The organism is Pseudoalteromonas lipolytica, from assembly GCF_900116435.1.
Classification (GTDB): Bacteria; Pseudomonadota; Gammaproteobacteria; order Enterobacterales; family Alteromonadaceae; genus Pseudoalteromonas; species Pseudoalteromonas lipolytica.
Genome location: NZ_FPAZ01000025.1, coordinates 1 through 17,303, shown reverse-complemented (window position 1 = coordinate 17,303; position 17,303 = coordinate 1). Strand labels below are relative to the sequence as shown.

At 41.6% G+C, this 17,303-nt stretch carries 13 protein-coding genes; 3 read left to right on the top strand and 10 right to left on the bottom strand.

The window, feature by feature from the left end:
* Position 1: 1 nt before the first annotated feature.
* From BM378_RS19085 to BM378_RS19050, 8 genes are all read right to left on the bottom strand, one after another.
* A complete protein-coding gene (locus tag BM378_RS19085; protein ID WP_218158199.1) occupies positions 2-250 on the bottom strand; it encodes a helix-turn-helix transcriptional regulator in 249 nt (82 codons plus the stop codon).
* 1,100 nt (positions 251-1,350) lie between these two features.
* Complete coding sequence (locus BM378_RS19080) at positions 1,351-3,816, bottom strand: S8 family serine peptidase (protein WP_036973005.1); 2,466 nt, start codon at positions 3,814-3,816, stop codon at positions 1,351-1,353.
* 99 nt (positions 3,817-3,915) lie between these two features.
* On the bottom strand, positions 3,916-4,554 hold the full coding sequence (locus tag BM378_RS19075) for a response regulator transcription factor (RefSeq protein ID WP_036973006.1): 639 nt from the start codon (positions 4,552-4,554) through the stop codon (positions 3,916-3,918).
* A gap of 1 nt (position 4,555) precedes the next feature.
* Positions 4,556-5,272: a sensor histidine kinase gene (locus BM378_RS19070; RefSeq protein ID WP_036973007.1), complete on the bottom strand. Its 717-nt coding sequence runs from the start codon at positions 5,270-5,272 to the stop codon at positions 4,556-4,558.
* Positions 5,265-8,591 (bottom strand): serine/threonine-protein kinase, encoded by a 3,327-nt coding sequence (locus BM378_RS19065; protein ID WP_036973008.1) that lies wholly within the window; start codon positions 8,589-8,591, stop codon positions 5,265-5,267. Before BM378_RS19065 ends, BM378_RS19070 begins: the two co-directional genes overlap by 8 nt.
* A 19-nt stretch (positions 8,592-8,610) precedes the next feature.
* Entirely contained in the window at positions 8,611-9,507 is an 897-nt protein-coding gene (locus tag BM378_RS19060; protein WP_051501919.1) for an FHA domain-containing protein, read from the bottom strand.
* Positions 9,508-9,536: 29 nt separating this feature from the next.
* The gene (locus BM378_RS19055; protein ID WP_036973011.1) at positions 9,537-10,373 is read right to left on the bottom strand and encodes a DUF6689 family protein; all 837 of its coding nucleotides are present in this window, start codon (positions 10,371-10,373) and stop codon (positions 9,537-9,539) included.
* Positions 10,374-10,538: 165 nt separating this feature from the next.
* Positions 10,539-13,004 carry a S8 family peptidase gene (locus tag BM378_RS19050; protein WP_036973012.1) on the bottom strand — a complete coding sequence of 822 codons (2,466 nt, stop codon included), beginning with the start codon at positions 13,002-13,004 and terminating at the stop codon, positions 10,539-10,541.
* Positions 13,005-13,273: 269 nt separating this feature from the next.
* Here BM378_RS19050 and BM378_RS19045 point away from each other — a divergent pair, with 269 nt between their 5' ends.
* A complete protein-coding gene (locus tag BM378_RS19045) occupies positions 13,274-13,855 on the top strand; it encodes a hemerythrin domain-containing protein (RefSeq protein WP_051501920.1) in 582 nt (193 codons plus the stop codon).
* A 33-nt stretch (positions 13,856-13,888) separates the two neighbouring features.
* Here the strand turns inward: BM378_RS19045 and nrdD are convergent, their stop codons facing one another.
* Entirely contained in the window at positions 13,889-15,688 is a 1,800-nt protein-coding gene (gene nrdD / locus BM378_RS19040) for an anaerobic ribonucleoside-triphosphate reductase (protein ID WP_074989801.1), read from the bottom strand.
* A gap of 5 nt (positions 15,689-15,693) precedes the next feature.
* On the bottom strand, positions 15,694-16,146 hold the full coding sequence (gene nrdG, locus BM378_RS19035) for an anaerobic ribonucleoside-triphosphate reductase activating protein (RefSeq protein ID WP_074989800.1): 453 nt from the start codon (positions 16,144-16,146) through the stop codon (positions 15,694-15,696).
* A 266-nt stretch (positions 16,147-16,412) separates the two neighbouring features.
* Between nrdG and mog the strand changes: the two genes are divergently transcribed.
* Together mog and BM378_RS19025 are read left to right on the top strand one after the other, a co-directional pair.
* On the top strand, positions 16,413-16,940 hold the full coding sequence (gene mog / locus BM378_RS19030; protein WP_036973017.1) for a molybdopterin adenylyltransferase: 528 nt from the start codon (positions 16,413-16,415) through the stop codon (positions 16,938-16,940).
* Between the two features lie 157 nt (positions 16,941-17,097).
* Positions 17,098-17,303, top strand: a 206-nt coding sequence (locus BM378_RS19025) for a transposase domain-containing protein (protein ID WP_177222597.1), incomplete at its 3' end; no start/stop codon positions are given.

The window sequence follows — 17,303 nt, the reverse complement described above, 5'->3', positions numbered from 1 at the left end:
GTTATTCAATCTCCGCATTAGAAGATTTTGATTCATACAGCCACTCAAGAATGTCACTGAGTAACCATATATTTGTGCGAGCACTCACCTTGGTAGGTTTCGGAAACTTGTTTTGAGATTCAAGTCTCCATCTGGCCAATCTAGAAAGGCCTGTCAATTGCTCACACTCTTTTTCATTAACTCCCCGATCAGGGATGTTCATTTCATTCATCAACAACTGATGATATTTATTGGATAAGTTTGTTTTCATTGTTCACTCAAAGGCTATACTGCTGCTGTATCAGCTGAGCCTAATTAATAGATCGAGAAAACGTAAACGGAGTCGTGCGGAGGGGAAGAGTTAGACGCTCGAGTTATCGTGCTAATGCATACTCGCTAAGGACTGGGTCTAAACTATTCACATAAATGCGTAAGGTTTCAAAACGCTTCACAGCAGTGACGTTGATGTGGAATTTACACATCATAATTAAAGCTGTCAACAATAAAATCAAAACTATAATACATTGATTATTATGAAAAAATCGTTGTACAACGATATACCCCTTGATACATAAGGAGGGGTTGCAGTTACCGAAGGATATTACCCCTAGTAAATATCCATATTCCCAAAAGTGTCTAAACCGATATCGAGACGAAATCACTTATGCCCTAGCTAGTTACAAGAGTTTACGCTTAGTACTACTTTAAGTATGACCTTGTCCTCAGCTGCACAAAAGCATATAAAGTTAGCTTTTTACCACTAGAATACAGTGAAATTTTACAGTCTCTAGGTGTAAGAGAAATCTCGTCGTAAGGCCTATTCTACTGCGCCTCAAGGAAGTAAGTCGCAAAATAGATACCATTCCAGTTCATGAGACTGCTAATAATTTTATATTTTTGACAAATTCTAGTTATGAAAACGGTTGCGCTGTAGTTGATTACATCGCATTGCAGTCTCTAAAACGAGGTGTATTTTTGGTAATTATTTACGAACCGATCAATAAATCTAAGTAGTAGAGCTACAGAGCAAGCCAATCAAGGGCTCTACTACCTCTACTACTAAAATTAAACAAATAGTATATAATGTAGTGAGAAGTTTAGATTCATTATTAATGGCTATAAGCAGAAACCAGCCTACCAAGAAACAAATCGGTTACCTAAGCGGTCACCTAAAACATTAAACAGCCACAAAAAAACAACATTATCCCTATAGAATCAAGGGTTTAAAGAATAAACCTAATAAGCAGATCCAGAATGTTGAATAATTCTGTTGTTATTTTAAAATAAGAAAGACCCAGCTGTTGCTGGGTCTTTTGTTTTAAAAACCACTCTACAGGGGAATAAAGTGGTATTAGCATCGGTGAAGGGAGGCTAATTATTGTAAAAACGTGTTGCAGCTACAGCGTAGTCAGCACGCGTTACCGATTCATCACCATTGAAGTGTACGGTTACTTTTGGCTCTAAGTCGAAGCGGCCTTGGTGTACATCAAAGTACGCATTCAAAATGCCAAGGTCTAGCGCCAGCTGTACATACCCTTTTAGGTGGTCAGGAATGGTATGTTGATCTTCCAGTGTATATCGCTCATCGTTGTAAACCACTGTAATATCACCGCTAAATGTAGCTGCTGTTTCTTGCAGTGCTAATGATTGCACGAGTGAGTAAGCAAGTTCACTTCGACTCACCTGCTCTGTTGGTGAAAACATCGTTGTATCAGTCAACATTACAGGCGCTTGATCTTGTGCTGTATTACGAAGCGCAGCCCCTTTTTGTGTTACTGCATTAATTGCTGCGCTATACGAGGCATCAACATCGGTATAGCTTACTTGTGTCGCTTTGTTTGATTGTCTCACTCCTGCACCGAGTGTTAAAAAGTCGGCTAATTCTTGGCGAAGTAAAAAGTCATCGGGTTTAAATCCATTCTCTGTTGCATCGACTAACTGCTCACTCACTGCCATTTCAATAAACGCTTTTGCAGGGTGATCAGCAGCTACATCATCAAGTCCAGTGTAACCATCTGTTTTAACTATTTTTACTTTAACAGGAATCGAGCCTGGCACAGCATAACCATTGGTTACACCAAGGGGGTCAACATCTACCCCAGACAAACCACCAATACCACTGGCTTTTAGCACCCATTCGCCGGCTTCTGCAGGGGCTGTTACAGCAATATTTTGGCCCAGTACTGGCAACGCAATACTCGAGCCATAACGTTTACCCGAAGGACTGGTGAGTGACAACCCAATGGTGTTGTCAGAAACATTGGCACTCACCATCAACATTGACGCATCTGGGCTAACATTAATAAGGGTGCCTGAATTATCACCCACGGGGCTAAAATCAACGGTGTCATTGTACTCAGCCTGCACTGATGTTTGCGCTTGAGCATTAAAGTTACGGTTAAGTTTAGTCGTGGTACCAAACGTGCGTTGTTGATCAACGACTGACTGTACTGCGGCATAAGCATTTGCATAACCTGCCCCAACTTCCCAATCTTCAAGTCCGGGCATATTTGTCGCGGTTTCTTGCAAAATGGTTTTCACTTCACGCCATGTCAGGTTTGGATTCGCCTCTAACATCAGCGCGACAATACCTGAAATATGTGGTGCAGCCATTGAGGTGCCGCTCATTGATGTGTAATACGGCACATGATTAATATCCATAATTTCACTATCATCAGCTAGACTCAAGGTGCTCAAGCTTGAAAGTGAAGCTCTTGCTGAAATAACATCAACACCTGGCGCCGTAATTGTTGGTCTATCTTGCCATTCGAGCTGTTCACCATTAATGCTAACAACGCCACCTTTACCTTTCACACCGCGAGAACTAAAGCTGGCCAAATTACCGGTTTTATCACCGGCTGCCACAGTAATAACCCAAGGTGCTTTTTTGAAGTTGCCTGTAATCGTACCTTCACCGCTTCCTGAGTTACCCGCTGAGAAAACAACAATTACCCCATTGTCTGCCAGCTTTTTGGTTGCGATATTTGTTGGATCATCTGGGTTAAAATCTGTGCCTGTGTCGCTTGTATTACCAAACGAGTTTGAAATAACACGAATGTTATAATCGAATTGATGTGTTAAAGCGTAATCAAAACCACCCAGTGTATCTAGAATAAATAAGCCCGCACCCGACCCATAACCGATAATTTTTGCACCCGGCGCGACCCCTTGATACTTACCACTCGACATTGCACCATTACCACCAATAATGCCCGCTACATGTGAACCATGACCGCCCGCAATATCAGTGTTATCAACGTCTTCTTGGTAAGTAATGGGTAATACACTCGACAACGAGTTTAAGTTTGTTTGTGCCAGCACGTTTTGTACTACGTGGTTAGGGTATTTGATGTCGCCATGCGTTCCATCCACCCCTGAATCATTAACGACAACACCAATGCCGCGACCAGAATACGGCATGCCTTTATGTCGTAAAGAGCTATCGGCACGTAATCGGTCAACACCAGTAATTTGAGTTGAACCATCATTTTCTAGTGATAGTGGCGCGTTGTACCAAATTGAACGAACTTTGTCTGATGCGTAGATAGCCTCGATTTGAGCTTTAGTTGCCGTAATACCGACCATAGGCAGGCTTTTTAAACTCACACCGCCTAACACACCTGCCGACTGAATGATGCTCATCAGTTCAGAGTCGACCGCTTTATTACCTTCAAACGTAACAATAACTTCGAACACATCTTGTTCTGTTGCTTGGGTCAGTAACTGACTAATTTCTGGCCCCAAAGATTTAGCTGATAAATTCAGTGACATTAAGCTTAGTCCTGCGCCAACAAGACCCGCGAGTAGTTTTTGTGATTTTAATTGAGTGTTAAGCATGAGAGTAAACCTTAATTTGTTTTGACTCACTCAGCATGGCAAACACGCAGGCTTTTAAAAATGGGGGAAAACCCCTAGAGCAAGAAGGTTAAAACACCTTTATATGAGTAAATTATATTTTGCAGCGTAACGGACCAGTTCAGCCGCATTGGCGACTTGTAACTTATCAAGCACTTTACCACGATGATTTTCAGCCGTTTTTACACTGATATCTAATGAGCGAGCAATGTCTTTGGTGGTTTTACCTTCGATAATAAGATGAAAAACTTCACGCTCACGACTGGTTAAATTACGATAAGGGTCATCCCAGGTTTCAGCCGGTTTTAATGACATGGTTGCTAATACACTGGCAGCGTATTGGCTAAAATAGGTTTTCCCTTGAGCAAGTGCTTTTACGGCATCAATAAGCTCATCACTGGCGCTGTCTTTTAACAAGTAACCAGATGCACCAGCCCGCACCATATGTATTACGTATTCTTGCTCTTCATGCATGGTTAACACCAGTACTTTAGCTTCTGGTAACTGCTCATGAAGTCGTTTAACCGCTTCCATGCCGTTTAATTCTGGCATGCTAATATCAATAACAATCACCATTGGCTTTAATTCAAGTGCTTTTTGTACGGCAGATAAACCATCTGCCGCTTCAGCAAGTACTCGAATATCAGGGTCATTGCTCAGTAAACTCACCAGACCTTGGCGCAAAATAGTGTGGTCATCAGCAATCAGTACGCTAATCATATTAATTATTTCCTGTTACTAGCACTTTAATTTCGCAGCCCTGCTGTGGCGCAGTCGTGACCGTTAGCTGACCACCGTATGCCATAACTCGGTCTCGCATTGCCCCTAAGCCAAAGCCTGTCGTTAGATCATCAGGTTGTAGTTCCATACCTTGACCATTATCTTTTACTTTGACCATTAACATGCTTTTTGTTGCTATCACATTAATGGTAATTAGGCTTGCCTTTGCATGTTTAATGGCGTTGGTCAGCGCTTCTTGTACCACTCTAAATACCAAGGTTTGTATATCACTGGCTAGGTTATTATCAACTTGGTGATGTAAGTTAATAGTAAACGCCTGCTGTTCAGACATCACTCTTACCAACCACTCAAGTGCAGGCACAAGGCCTAAATCGTCTAATATGCGCGGTCGCATAAGCCGTGATATAACCCGAGTATCTGATAATGCTTGGCGAGCTAATTCAATACTCTCATTGAGAGCATGGCTGGGAGCTTCATTTTTTGCTTGCTGTAATTGATTTATTAAAGCGGTGAGTAGCTGCCCAACCCCATCATGCAGCTCTTGTGCTATTTGCTTTCGCTCATTCTCTTGCACCTGCCAAACACGCTTTGCTAAACCACGCATTTGCTCATTAGAGTTTGAAAGTTGCTGCGAAATTTGCTGCTGCTTTTGGTTAAGCTCTGCCACCAGCGAGGTGATATCCTTATCATTATTCATAACCAGCCAAGTCCTGTAACGAATCATCAAGTTGAAAATAACTTTGATAGTTTAAAAATTCAGCCTTTCTGTCTTTAGGAAGATTGGCCAATAAAGTGTTTAACTCTGAATTAAGCTTTGCTTTTAAGCTACTGGGTGCTTGCTCATTGTGATAAGCAAACTGCACTCTTAATCGATCAAATTGAAAACTCCGCCAGTACCCTCCCATCTTACGAAGCAGAATATCAGCCTGTTTTAGCGTTGCCTGAAAATCAGGCCATTGCTGTTGCATAAACTGCTGTACAGCAAGCAGCTCTAAATACTCAAGATAGGCGTATTGATATAAGGTAAAATCAACATTACCCAGCGCCGCTAAATGAGCACTAATATCTTGCTGTTGACGCAGTGCTTCACGAGCCGCATAAATGAGCTTGGCAATATAAATAGCGCCCTGGCTATAATCTTTGCTCATGGGCTCACTCATTTGTTGTTGAGTGATCATCTCACCCGTTATGAGCTCACTGTAAAATGCAAGTCGGCTAACATACTCACGGTTGCCCTTATCGGCGATATCTTGTTTTAAGCTCGCGATTGTTGACGCTGCGCCGGTGATATCACCTAATTGATACGACCAATCAACAAGCCACAAGCCAAATTCACTCATCGCGCGAATATCTTGCAATGACTTTGCTTGCTCATAAATGGCGCTTAACTCAGTGATGCTATTTGCAAAATTTCCTTGTAAAAAGGTCAATTTAGATAAGTAACTACGCGATACCCATTGCTCAAAGGTGCTATTGAGTTGTTTAGCATCTGCCAGTGTATTATTGAAAAGATGGTACGCGTTTCGCCAATTTCCCTGTGCTAATTCAATTTGCCCTAAATTCTGCCTTACATGGATGATACCCAAGGGGTATTGAATACCTTGATACAGTTGCTCAGCCTGACGCCAATAAACCAACGCATGCTTTTTATTTAACAGCATAAAATACATAAAACCGATGTTATTCATACTCTCGGCTTGCAGCATTTGGTTGCCAAGCGTCATGCGTATGTCGAGGCCTTGCTGATAATATTCAAGTGCTTTTTGATACAAAGCCTGCTCTTCTTCAAGCACCCCTAACTCGTTAAAGGTATGCGATAGTCCTTCTTGATCGCCTAGTTGCTCGTACAATGAAATGCTCTGTTGTAAATAGCGTTCTGCTTCTGTGTACTGTGCTTTAGCAAGGTGCAATGAAGACAGGTTACCCATGGTGGTTGCCATTCCAGCAATGTCGTCAATGTTTTCGCGGATAGCGAGTGCTTGACGGTAGTAATCAAAGGCTAAATCAATCTCCCCGAGTTGATTGTAAACAACACCAAACGCATTCAGCGCTTCGCCTTCTTGATACACATTTTTCGATTTTTTGGCAGTTACTAAGGCTTTAACAAAATACTCATCAACCGCTTTTTGATACTGCCCTTGTAAAAATGCAGCTCGGCCAAGCATAAACCATGCATCGGGATGGTAAGGGTCAAGGTTAACGACCTCAAGCAACAGCGCTTCCATTTTTTGATGTTGCTCTGTCAGAAAATAAAACTCTGCAAGGGCTATTTTTAATTCCACATCATAAGGAAATGCCTTTACAAGGGCTGCATAGTCAGCTTGAGCTTGCTCTGCTTTACCGGCGAGATCATTAAGCCTCGCACTGGCAAATTTTGCTGTGTAGGTTTTATCTTCAGCAAACTTAAGGGCCTGATTGTAAGCATTCTCAGCATCGAAAAATTGCTGGGTGGCAAGCAATAATTCACCTTGCAGTAACCACCCTAGTCCTGAATTTGGGTGCTTGGTTAAAAACTGCGATAACGATGTTTGCGCTTTTTCAAACTCACCTTTTTGCAGGAACGACTTCACAATAAACAACTCACCTGCTGGTTGAGGGTCAACTTGTAATGCCTTCACTTCAGTTGATAATTGCAATTGCTGTGAAAAACGCTCGGTAAAACTCGACACGCTTTGTTGCCAATTAGCTTGGTTAAAATTGCTCGTTAAGAGTGTATTTTGCTGTAATGTGTGTCCTTCAAGCTGATAAACATTAAATTTAATATCGTGTTGCTCTGAACCACTTGGGTATAGTTGCGGAGCAATCAGGTAGCTTACATTTAATAAGTCAGCCACCAGCGCTAGCTTTTGCTCATCTAACGGCATTGTAATTCCAAGTTGAGAGAGCAACTGACTTAACCTGCCTTGCTCTACTACTCGTAAATGACCTAATTCATGCAGTTGATAGTTAATATATTCAGCAAGCCCTTGTGCAACGCTATCGTCGCTACTTTGTAAAGGTAAAACAGCCACTGCATAGTATTCTTTCTCAGGCTGTTGGGGAGTATCGTGTGGCATGCTTAAAAATACCGCAGCCATAATAAACAAGCCTATAACCACCACGACAGCCATCAACATAGAGTGTTTTTTAATGTTGTGCGGTTTTTCTTTAATTTGTTTTAAAAATGCCGTTTGTGCCTCAGTGGCATTTTTAAAACGTGCGTTAACTTGAGAATGAATAAGTTTGTTGATAAATGGCGCAATAAAAGCCAGTTGTTTATGCTTTACGCGACATTTTGCTTTATTAAGCTGCTTTGCCGTTAATACCTCATCAAGGCTTTGTCCAGTAAAGGGAAGTTCACCACAACACAGCTGATACAACACCACGCCAACCGCGTATAAATCAGTAGTCGAATTTACAGCCCCAAACTGCAAATACTCTGGGGGGGCATAATGAACCGTCCCCACAATATCACCCACATCTGCGCTGCCTTCTAACACCGATAAACCAAAGTCTGAAATATACAGTCGTCCCTTTTTATCGAGCATAATATTGGCGGGTTTAATATCTCGGTGAACAACATTGGCTTGCTCCACAAAAACCAATGCTTCTAATAACTGGCTTACAAATGTAATAAGCTCTTCACGACTCTGAAAAGTTAGGCTAGCCTCTTCTAGCGATTGGCCATCAATCCAATCCATCGTTATAAAATGTAGATTTTGCCAATGATAATATTCATGAACGCGTAAAATAGTCGGGTGGCTTAATTGACGTAAATGCAGTAATTCTTGTTTGAACTTTGCAATCGCATCTGATTGCTGACTAATTGATTGATTAAGTACTTTAATGGCAATGTGTGTATCAAGCTGTTTGTCGTAGGCGCGGTAAACACACCCATACTGACCTTGACCACACATGGCTTCAATCTCAAAACGGCCAAGTAAACATTCGCCAGGCTTAAGATAAGTCGGTGAGCTAATTACCTGAGTTTCATGCAATTCATCACTGCTATTTTTAGAAACGTCGTTATTGCTCATATCACCTATTTAACAGGGGTTAATGACATAAATTAAATAAAGTATAGCCAGTATTTTCGTTAACGTGCTTATCTGTAACCACTTTTTGTAAGTTATCAATAGATTGTTGCAACAGTAAGGCTTGCACTGCGGCCTCAATTTGAAGTCCCATGCTGTGGAAAATTTCGATGTCTAAATCAGTCAGTACTTTTCCCGCTAATTGGCTGTCGGTATACACAACCCCAACAACTCGACCGTCAAATAGTAACGGGATACACGCTAGCGAGGATATTTTTTTCAACTGAATACTGTCGCGGTGTTTGAGTAAGTCATGTACCGACACATCCATAGCCACCACGGGTTCTGCTTTTTCAAAGCAACGAGAGATTGCACCAACACTGCCTTCAAAGCGTTTCAATTTAAAATCACCCGTTTTGAAACCTTGTGCGATACATACTTGTAATGAATCTAATTGTTCGCCTAATAGCAACACACCACGCTGCGTGCCTGTTAACGTAATTAGGTTATGTAATTGGGCAATTAAGCTTTCTTTTAAATAGTCTGTGTTAGAAGACGGTGAGGCTAACTTACTTTGTGTTAATCGCCAGGTGTTATGCTCATTAATGGCCGCTATTTGCGACATTGACTTTGCTTCAAACAAGCAATCTAAATCACCAATCGAAATGATTGCATCATCAGCAAGGGTTGAGTGAGTGACAACGGCACCGTTTACTTTCGTGCCGTTTAAACTGCGTTGATCATTAAGTTGCCATGCATCATTACTGTGCGACACACGAGCATGCTGACGTGACACCGTTGGGTGTTCCAAAATTAACTGACACTCTTTCGCACGTCCTATGAGGTATCCACTCTGTTCGTATAAATAGCTTTCCATCGCAGGCTGATCAGTATAACAAACCGTAATTCTAGCGGGCATACACAACTACTCTACAAACCTTATTATTCTTAATTGGCAAGTCTCAAACTAAAGCGTAACGTATTTGCATAAGCTATGAGCTCACCCATCACGTTATCGACATCTCGGCTTGAGCGCCACACATCTGGAATTGCTTGGCCTCGATTAGCTTTCACATTATTAATAAACTGGCTAACTTTGCTACTCGCTGAGCTGTAATCAAGCGTCATAATTGCTTGATTAATATCGGCGACGTCTTGCAATAGTGTTGAATAAACAACACTGTCAATCTGGCTAGAAAAAGCATTTAACGCCGTTTGTAAGTCGTTAAACTTTGTATTGATCACAACGGTTGCAGGGCGTAAGTCAGCGACAATTATAAACTGTGAAAAGCGGCCTGTTGAACCGCGAGCACGGTAACTCCCCGCCCCCATTGTTGTAGTAATATCTTTAAACTCACCGCCCAAAGGCGCTTTAAAAAAGCGTAGCGGCGTACCCGCTGTGTACTCTAAATTGTGCGTATGAATGTCAACACTCGCGACTCCCGAAAACGAAAAACCGCCACTGGTATCAGGCTCAATAGTAATCATCATTGGAAAAAGCGCTTGCAAAGAAATATTGCTACTGTTTGGTAATCGCTGCAAAAGATTAAGCGACGTGATATCAATAATTTCGGCTGTAATACCTATATTATCAGCGGTAAGGCCTACTGCATTTTCAAATTCAAGGGTGATATCTGCTGAAATATTTGCAGGGAGGTTAATCACGGCCTCAACAGTATTACCTTGAACATTGACACTAACTAATTCTGTGCTGTGTGATACTGGGCTTGAAAGCATCATTATTAAAGCAAATGCAATGATGTAAAACGTCTTGAACTGGCTCATATTCTCAACTCTCTCGTGACGACGGCAAGCCGAAGTGACACGTTTATTTAACAAACTACAACATTAAACTTACTTTCGACTGGGGTATTTCGCAAGTTTTTAATGAAAAATAACGAATAAAAACCAACCATTTTTCAGGTTGGTTTTTATTCATCAAGGACTTAACTATCTTAAATATTGATTGAACACTCGACCAATAATCACCGCGTAATCACCCCGGCTTACTACGGTGTTTGGTTCAAAGTAAGCAACAAGCGTCGGTGTTAAATCATAGCGACCCTGTTCAAGCTCAAAACGGACACCTAACAGCGACATATCAACAGCCAATTGCACATACCCTTTTAATTCGCTAGGTATCGCATTGCTATCACGAAGCGGGATTTGTTCGCCGTTGTAAGCAACCGTGATATCGCTCGTCTGATTGCCAGCCTGCGATTGTAAGCCAAGTGCTTGCACTAATGAGTACGCTAAATCGGTTTTGCTAACTGTGCCCGTCGGATTAAATGACTGCCCCGATACTGACATTACTGGATTTTGCTCTTGTTTACGGTCTTTTAACGCTGAGCCTACTGACGTAACGGCATCGACAAACGCTTCGCTACCAGACATAACATCCGCAAAGGCCGGTTTTTGTGTCGCCAGAATGTCACGTTGTTGTCTGATTGCCATTCCCATCACAAGATACTGAGCAAGCTCTGCACGTGATAGGTTTACATCAGGTCGGTAGTAGCCATCATCGTGACCATCAACGAGTCGTTCACTAACCGCAAACTCAATCGCTTTTCGAGCTGGGTGAACAAAAATATCATTAAGCCCTTGGTATCCACCTGACTTCAAAATACTAATTTCACCACTAATAAACTCAGGTAAGCCTGGGCCATTTGTGACTCCTGTAGGATCGGCTTCTACACCTGATAACGAGGTCAAACCAAATGCAGATAACTTCCACTCTCCGGCTTGTGCTGGCGCTGAAACACGCATTGAAGTATCAAGTACTGGCAAGGTTAAGTTGCCAAAATAAACCGTGCCATCGGGTGCTTCAAGTTTGAGTTTAGTGGTGTTCGCCAGCACATCTGCAGCCACATTGATAAACGCAGCATCACTGCCAACAGTAAAGGTAAATTCCTCTGGTTCACCCACTGGTGAGTAGAACACTTCAAATGGGGTGGGTGAGCTGTCATCCACAATAATGGCATTCGCATTAAAGTCGTTTAAGTTATTTACTGTGACACTATTTTCAGCGTTATAACCCAATGCGCCAGCTACAGCGGCATACGCATTGACATAACCAGCGCCCACTTCCCATGCCTGATAGCCCGGCATGTTTGTCGCTGTTTCTTGCATAATTTGTTTAATTTGCAGCGGTGTTAAGTCGGGGTTTGCTTCCAGCATCAGCGCAGCCACACCCGCAACATGGGGGGTGGCCATTGACGTGCCTGAAATCATTGTGTAATAAGGTAAGTATTCAGCTTCAATTGCGTCAATGTCATCTGCACCGCCGTTCGATACGATGTTCGTTTTTGCGCGTGTCGAAATAATATCCACTCCCGGTGCGACTATTGTTATTTCATTTTTATACTGCCACTCACTGCCGTCTGGCATAGTAAAGGTGCCTTGTTCACCACTTTTACCCCGTGATGAAAAATCAATTAAATCACCTTGCTTGGTGCCTGCACCCACCGACATTCCCCATGGAATTTGTGCATATGGGTTGTGAGTATCTTCGCCTGAACCTGAATTACCCGCAGCAAACACTGATAACATACCCAACTTGTAAGCTTTGTAAGATGCCAATGAAATAGGATCATGGCTTTCGAACTTACCACTGCTTCCCCATGAGTTACTCATGATACGAATCGGCGAGTTAAAATCCCAAATATGGGTAATGGCATAGTCATAACCACCCAGAGCATCCAAAATAGAAATACCTGCGCCAGAACCATAACCAATTAAATCAGCACCCGGTGCTGCACCTTGGTACTTACCATCAGAATGACTTCCCCAACCAGCCACAGTGCCCGCACAGTGTGTGCCATGACCTACATTTAAATCGGTGTTAAGTTGGCCTTCAATCCACACACCACTTGCGCCGGTAATTGAAATAGCACTGGCATGAGTAATCCCTTGCACGTTTTCAATGACTTTAGCGCCATACTCTAAATCAGCGAGTGACGCATCAATGCCAGAATCATTGACAAGAACGGTGACGCCTTTACCTGTGAACGTCATCCCATTATTAGCCGTAAATTCGTCTGATTGAAGCTTTTCGACCCCCGTAATTTCTCGCGCTTCTAGGTTGTAATAAGTTAAAGGTCTATTTGCAAAAATAGAGCGAACCCCTTCCATTGCTGCTAACTTTTTAATTTGTGTAGGTGATGCAACAACACCAATCATTGGTAATGACTTAAATTGCACACTTTGTGTGATACCTAGATTAATTAACTTACTTATTTGTGTGGCTTTAAGTGCTTCCATTTGCTCGTAACTTACAACCACCATCGCTTTGTCTGTGAGCGACATAGTTTTAAGCTGTTGCTCTAATTGAGAGCCTATCACTGCGGCTGCCGCTGCGTTTAAACTGAATCCTGCAAGCGTTAAACCAACCGCCATATTTTTCATTAATAGTTTCATCTGACACCTACCTTGCGTGAATTGACGCCTAAAATGGTTAATGTTTTATTTACATTTCTAATTAAATAGCCGAATGAAGTTGGCAGCTATCAGGATCAATCCCTACATGGCATGAGGGAAATCCCCTATTAGGTAAGGTATTAAATGAATTTTTACGGGCACTACCTAGTAAAGGTTAAGCGTTTTCTATCCCCTTTGAGGAATATCTTTCGTCCTATGTTTCAACTAGATTGATTAAACCATTCGTCATTTAAAAGTAAGGATTGAGAATGTCTGCTCGTACAGAAACATCAAATGATATAGCGAGCGAAAGCGCTAATGCTATTGACCTTGTCAATGAAGATAACTCAACCACCAAGCAACACACTCATATTGGACAAGCTATTTCAGGCAGTAACATAAACTGGGAGGCACAATCGCCCATCAAGCTCATTGCGCATATCATCGATAATTTTCATGAAAAGCACAGAATGCAATTTCAACAATTGATCCAATTAACCAAAGCAGTGAAATTAAAAAATACTGATCATTGTGACTACCCTCATCATCTGGAATCTCATTTATCGCAAATGAAATATGAACTTGAAGAACATATGATGAAAGAAGAGGCCATTTTATTCCCAATGATCATGAAAGGTTATTATCCATCGGGTCCTATTAGTGTGATGGAAGCAGAACACTTAGAGCACGAGAAGGCACTCGAAAAATTAACCACACTCACCAATAAGTTTACTCCTCCGCACGATGCTGATGAAGACTGGCAGCGTCTTTATGCCAAAATACATGAGCTCTACAACGATTTAAACGAGCACATTCATTTAGAAAATAATATTCTTTTTATGCAAGGTTAAGGCAAAAGGGGCAGTAGACGCCCCTTTACATTGTTAGGCTAACGCTGATTGTTGTACTTTTGTGCATTGGTAATGTCGCAATTTGTGCTCTTTGCGTCGGCCATGACTAAATGACGACACTCTTTTTAAGTAGCCAATCACGCGTGTGCCATAATCAATATCTGTTGAACCACACTGTGAGCATGATTGCCTTGAGCGTTTGTCGATATACTCACAGTGATTACAAATGGTGATCCTCACATTAATGCAAAAATAATTGCACCCCGTTCGCGCTGCCACATTAAATAACTGCATATATTGCTCAGTGTCTAAATGCTCTTCTAAGTTCAAATGAAGTGCTGAGCCACCATCTAAAAACTCTGTCATCGATTTACCATGCAATATAAACTTATCAAGGTGATTTAGTGTTGTGTCTTCTACTAAATAGAAATAACTGTTGTAGCATTCTCTTGGCGTGAAGTAGCCATCTTCGCTATCCCATTTGGCATTTTTTATCCCTAAATTTTCAGCAGGAACAAACTCAGTGTTAAATAAAAAGCCGGTCTCTTTTGTTGCTAAGCGATTCTCTTTATAAATCACTTCTAACTGACTTTTCACCCACTCTTTATACGCATCATTAACCCCCACTTGAATACCTAAATACTCTGCGGCTTCAACCATGCCATTAATACCAATGGTTAAAAATTGCTTGTTAAAGGAAATAAACCCTGCGTCGTACACCGGTAGCATGCCCGCTTGCTGGTACTCTTCCATTAAGGTGCGATACGCGATTTGATAAGCATGTATTTTTCTTATTTCTGTTGCTAGGTCTCTGCCATCTTGCACCAATCGATTCATATTCAGTGTAATAACATTGATAGAGCCCGTCGAAACGCCCCCCGCGCCTAAACTATACGAAAAACTATGATCGCTAATTTCATTACGAAGTCGACAGCATGAGGCTAATGAATCAGCATCGGTTGATTGATAAACAAAAAATGAGCCGCCTTGACTTAAGTTTTCGGCACACATCAATGCAAATTCTTTATCTTTAGGTTCATTGTCTTCTACTAGCATGGCAGCGGTGACAACAGGAAATGTTAAAACAGCTTTGTTTCGCTCTTGGTTAAACCAATTTAAAAACATGTCTTGCAGTGCCTTTAAAGACGACCAATCGGGAGCCGTCATATCAGGAAACACAAAATGACCAAACATAGCCTCAAAGTATGCACTATCGTACAACGAGATATTCCAAAATACGCTTTGATAACCTCGTGCAGCAGCGGGTTGATTTAAAGCGTACACGACGTGCTGTAAGTGATTTTCTATCTGTTTATAGTGAGTAACTAAATAGTCTTCGCCGTAATCCTTACGCGCAAAGTAATCAAAATACATTAAAAATTCGACCGTCGCGACAGCCCCTGCAAACTGCGCGCTAATTGCAAAAACAAGATTCACAAAACTGCCGCAGAACGATTCTAAATGTTTGGGTGCCTTAGACTCTCCCCCTAATTTGGTTAGCCCATCCAATAAAAATGGATACATGGTGATAGAAGTACAGTAAGGCTTTAAGCTCGTTTCATCATGCACATAAATTTCATGATTCTCAATTTGTCGAAGGTACTCTTTGCCCAATGACTCGCCGAAAAGCGCGGTTATTTTATTACTCATCTGAGTGCGATTAACGTGAATGAAAAAGTCTTTCATTATTTCTGATTCTAGCGTCGCTATATTTTTTAATGTCACATTTGCATTCGCATCCACTTTAGAACCATCGGCCGCATTCTTGGCCTGTGTATAGTTTTCGATGAAACGCATTTTTTCTTTTAATTGTTCACAATTCAGCATAGACATTTTTTTTATCCTTTTAAAAATAATGAGTTAAGTACCTTACCCGAAGCAATTTCAATAAATCGTTGATTAGTTAAATGGCTCGCCAGGCCACCTAATTCAGCGACATAACGGCCCGTTTTTACATAAGTCAGCTGTGCTTTTAATTGCTCCGACACATCCTCAAGCCCGGTATACAAACACGTTGCTAAGCCTTGCTGCGTTGCTAACTTTAAAAAATAAACTAAATCACCTTCCTGCCATTCTCCGCCAAAAAACACCACACAAGTCATCAAGTGCTTATAGCGCTCAAGTAACCCTAGAAAGCGTTGCGATGTTAACCGCTCACCATGCTTTGGATCCCATGTATCAACGCTATGACACCCAGGACAGCGCAAGGGGCACCCCGTGCATACAAAGCCTAACGCAATGTGTCCGGGGACTTCTTGAAAGCAAACTTGGGGTTCTAATACATTAAACATAAACCACTACATATTGTGTTTTAGATTTCAATATTATCAATATATAGTACCAACACCGTTTTAAGCCAGTTTAAAACTTGATCTAGATCAAAGCAGCTTAGTTCTGCCAAAAGAACAAAATGGGTAGCCAATCAAAACCCCGCTCCTGTCAAAAATAAAATGCAGCGAAACGGAGCGCCACCCAGACACCTCTACCTACTTTGGAGGAGTTACCTTTACCCATCACTTTGCTAGAGTGCGAATAAATGAATTGTAAAGAGATGAAAATGACTGCGAAAATTGGAATTTTGACTGTTAGTGATCGCGCAAGCCGAGGCCAGTACGATGACTTATCGGGACCCGCTATCACCGATACATTAAATGACTATTTAAGTTCACCATGGCAGGCATGCTATCGATTAGTCGAAGACGAGCAACATTTAATTGAAGCGGCATTATGCGAGCTTGCCGATCAAGAACAATGCGCTTTAATCATTACCACAGGTGGAACGGGTCCCGCCAAACGAGACATAACCCCCGAAGCCACAGAAGCGGTGTGTGACAAAATGATGCCAGGATTTGGTGAGTTAATGCGTACTGAAAGCTTAAAATACGTGCCAACGGCTATACTCTCTCGACAAACAGCGGGGATAAGAGACCGCTCATTAATTATTAACTTACCGGGCAAACCCAAAGCGATTCGTCAATGTCTTGATGCCGTATTTCCTGCGGTGCCTTATTGTATTGATTTACTTGAAGGGCCTTACTTAGAATGTGATGAATCTGTGGTTCAAGTATTTAGACCTAAGTCATAAATAAGGTTTGTCATAACGTTAAAACATCCCCTTAGTTAATAACGAAAAAAGCCAGCTTAAGCTTAATGCAGATCAGTTAAGCATATTTTTATGATCACTTGACTGATCTTTTCATAGCTTCACAATCCGATATTAGAAATAGTATCGGATTTTTTTTATGTCTCTAATTCAACACTTTGATGATATGTCCTCCTTTTTAGATGATGTACATACACTCGACAAACTTAAGCAGGTTCTTGACCCTGATATTCTTGAACAAGCATTTGAACATGCGGGAGTTGCCACTGTTCGTAAAAGGCGGTTACCGCTAGAAGCTATTATGTGGTCTGTAATTGGTATGAGTTTATTCCGAAACGAAACTGT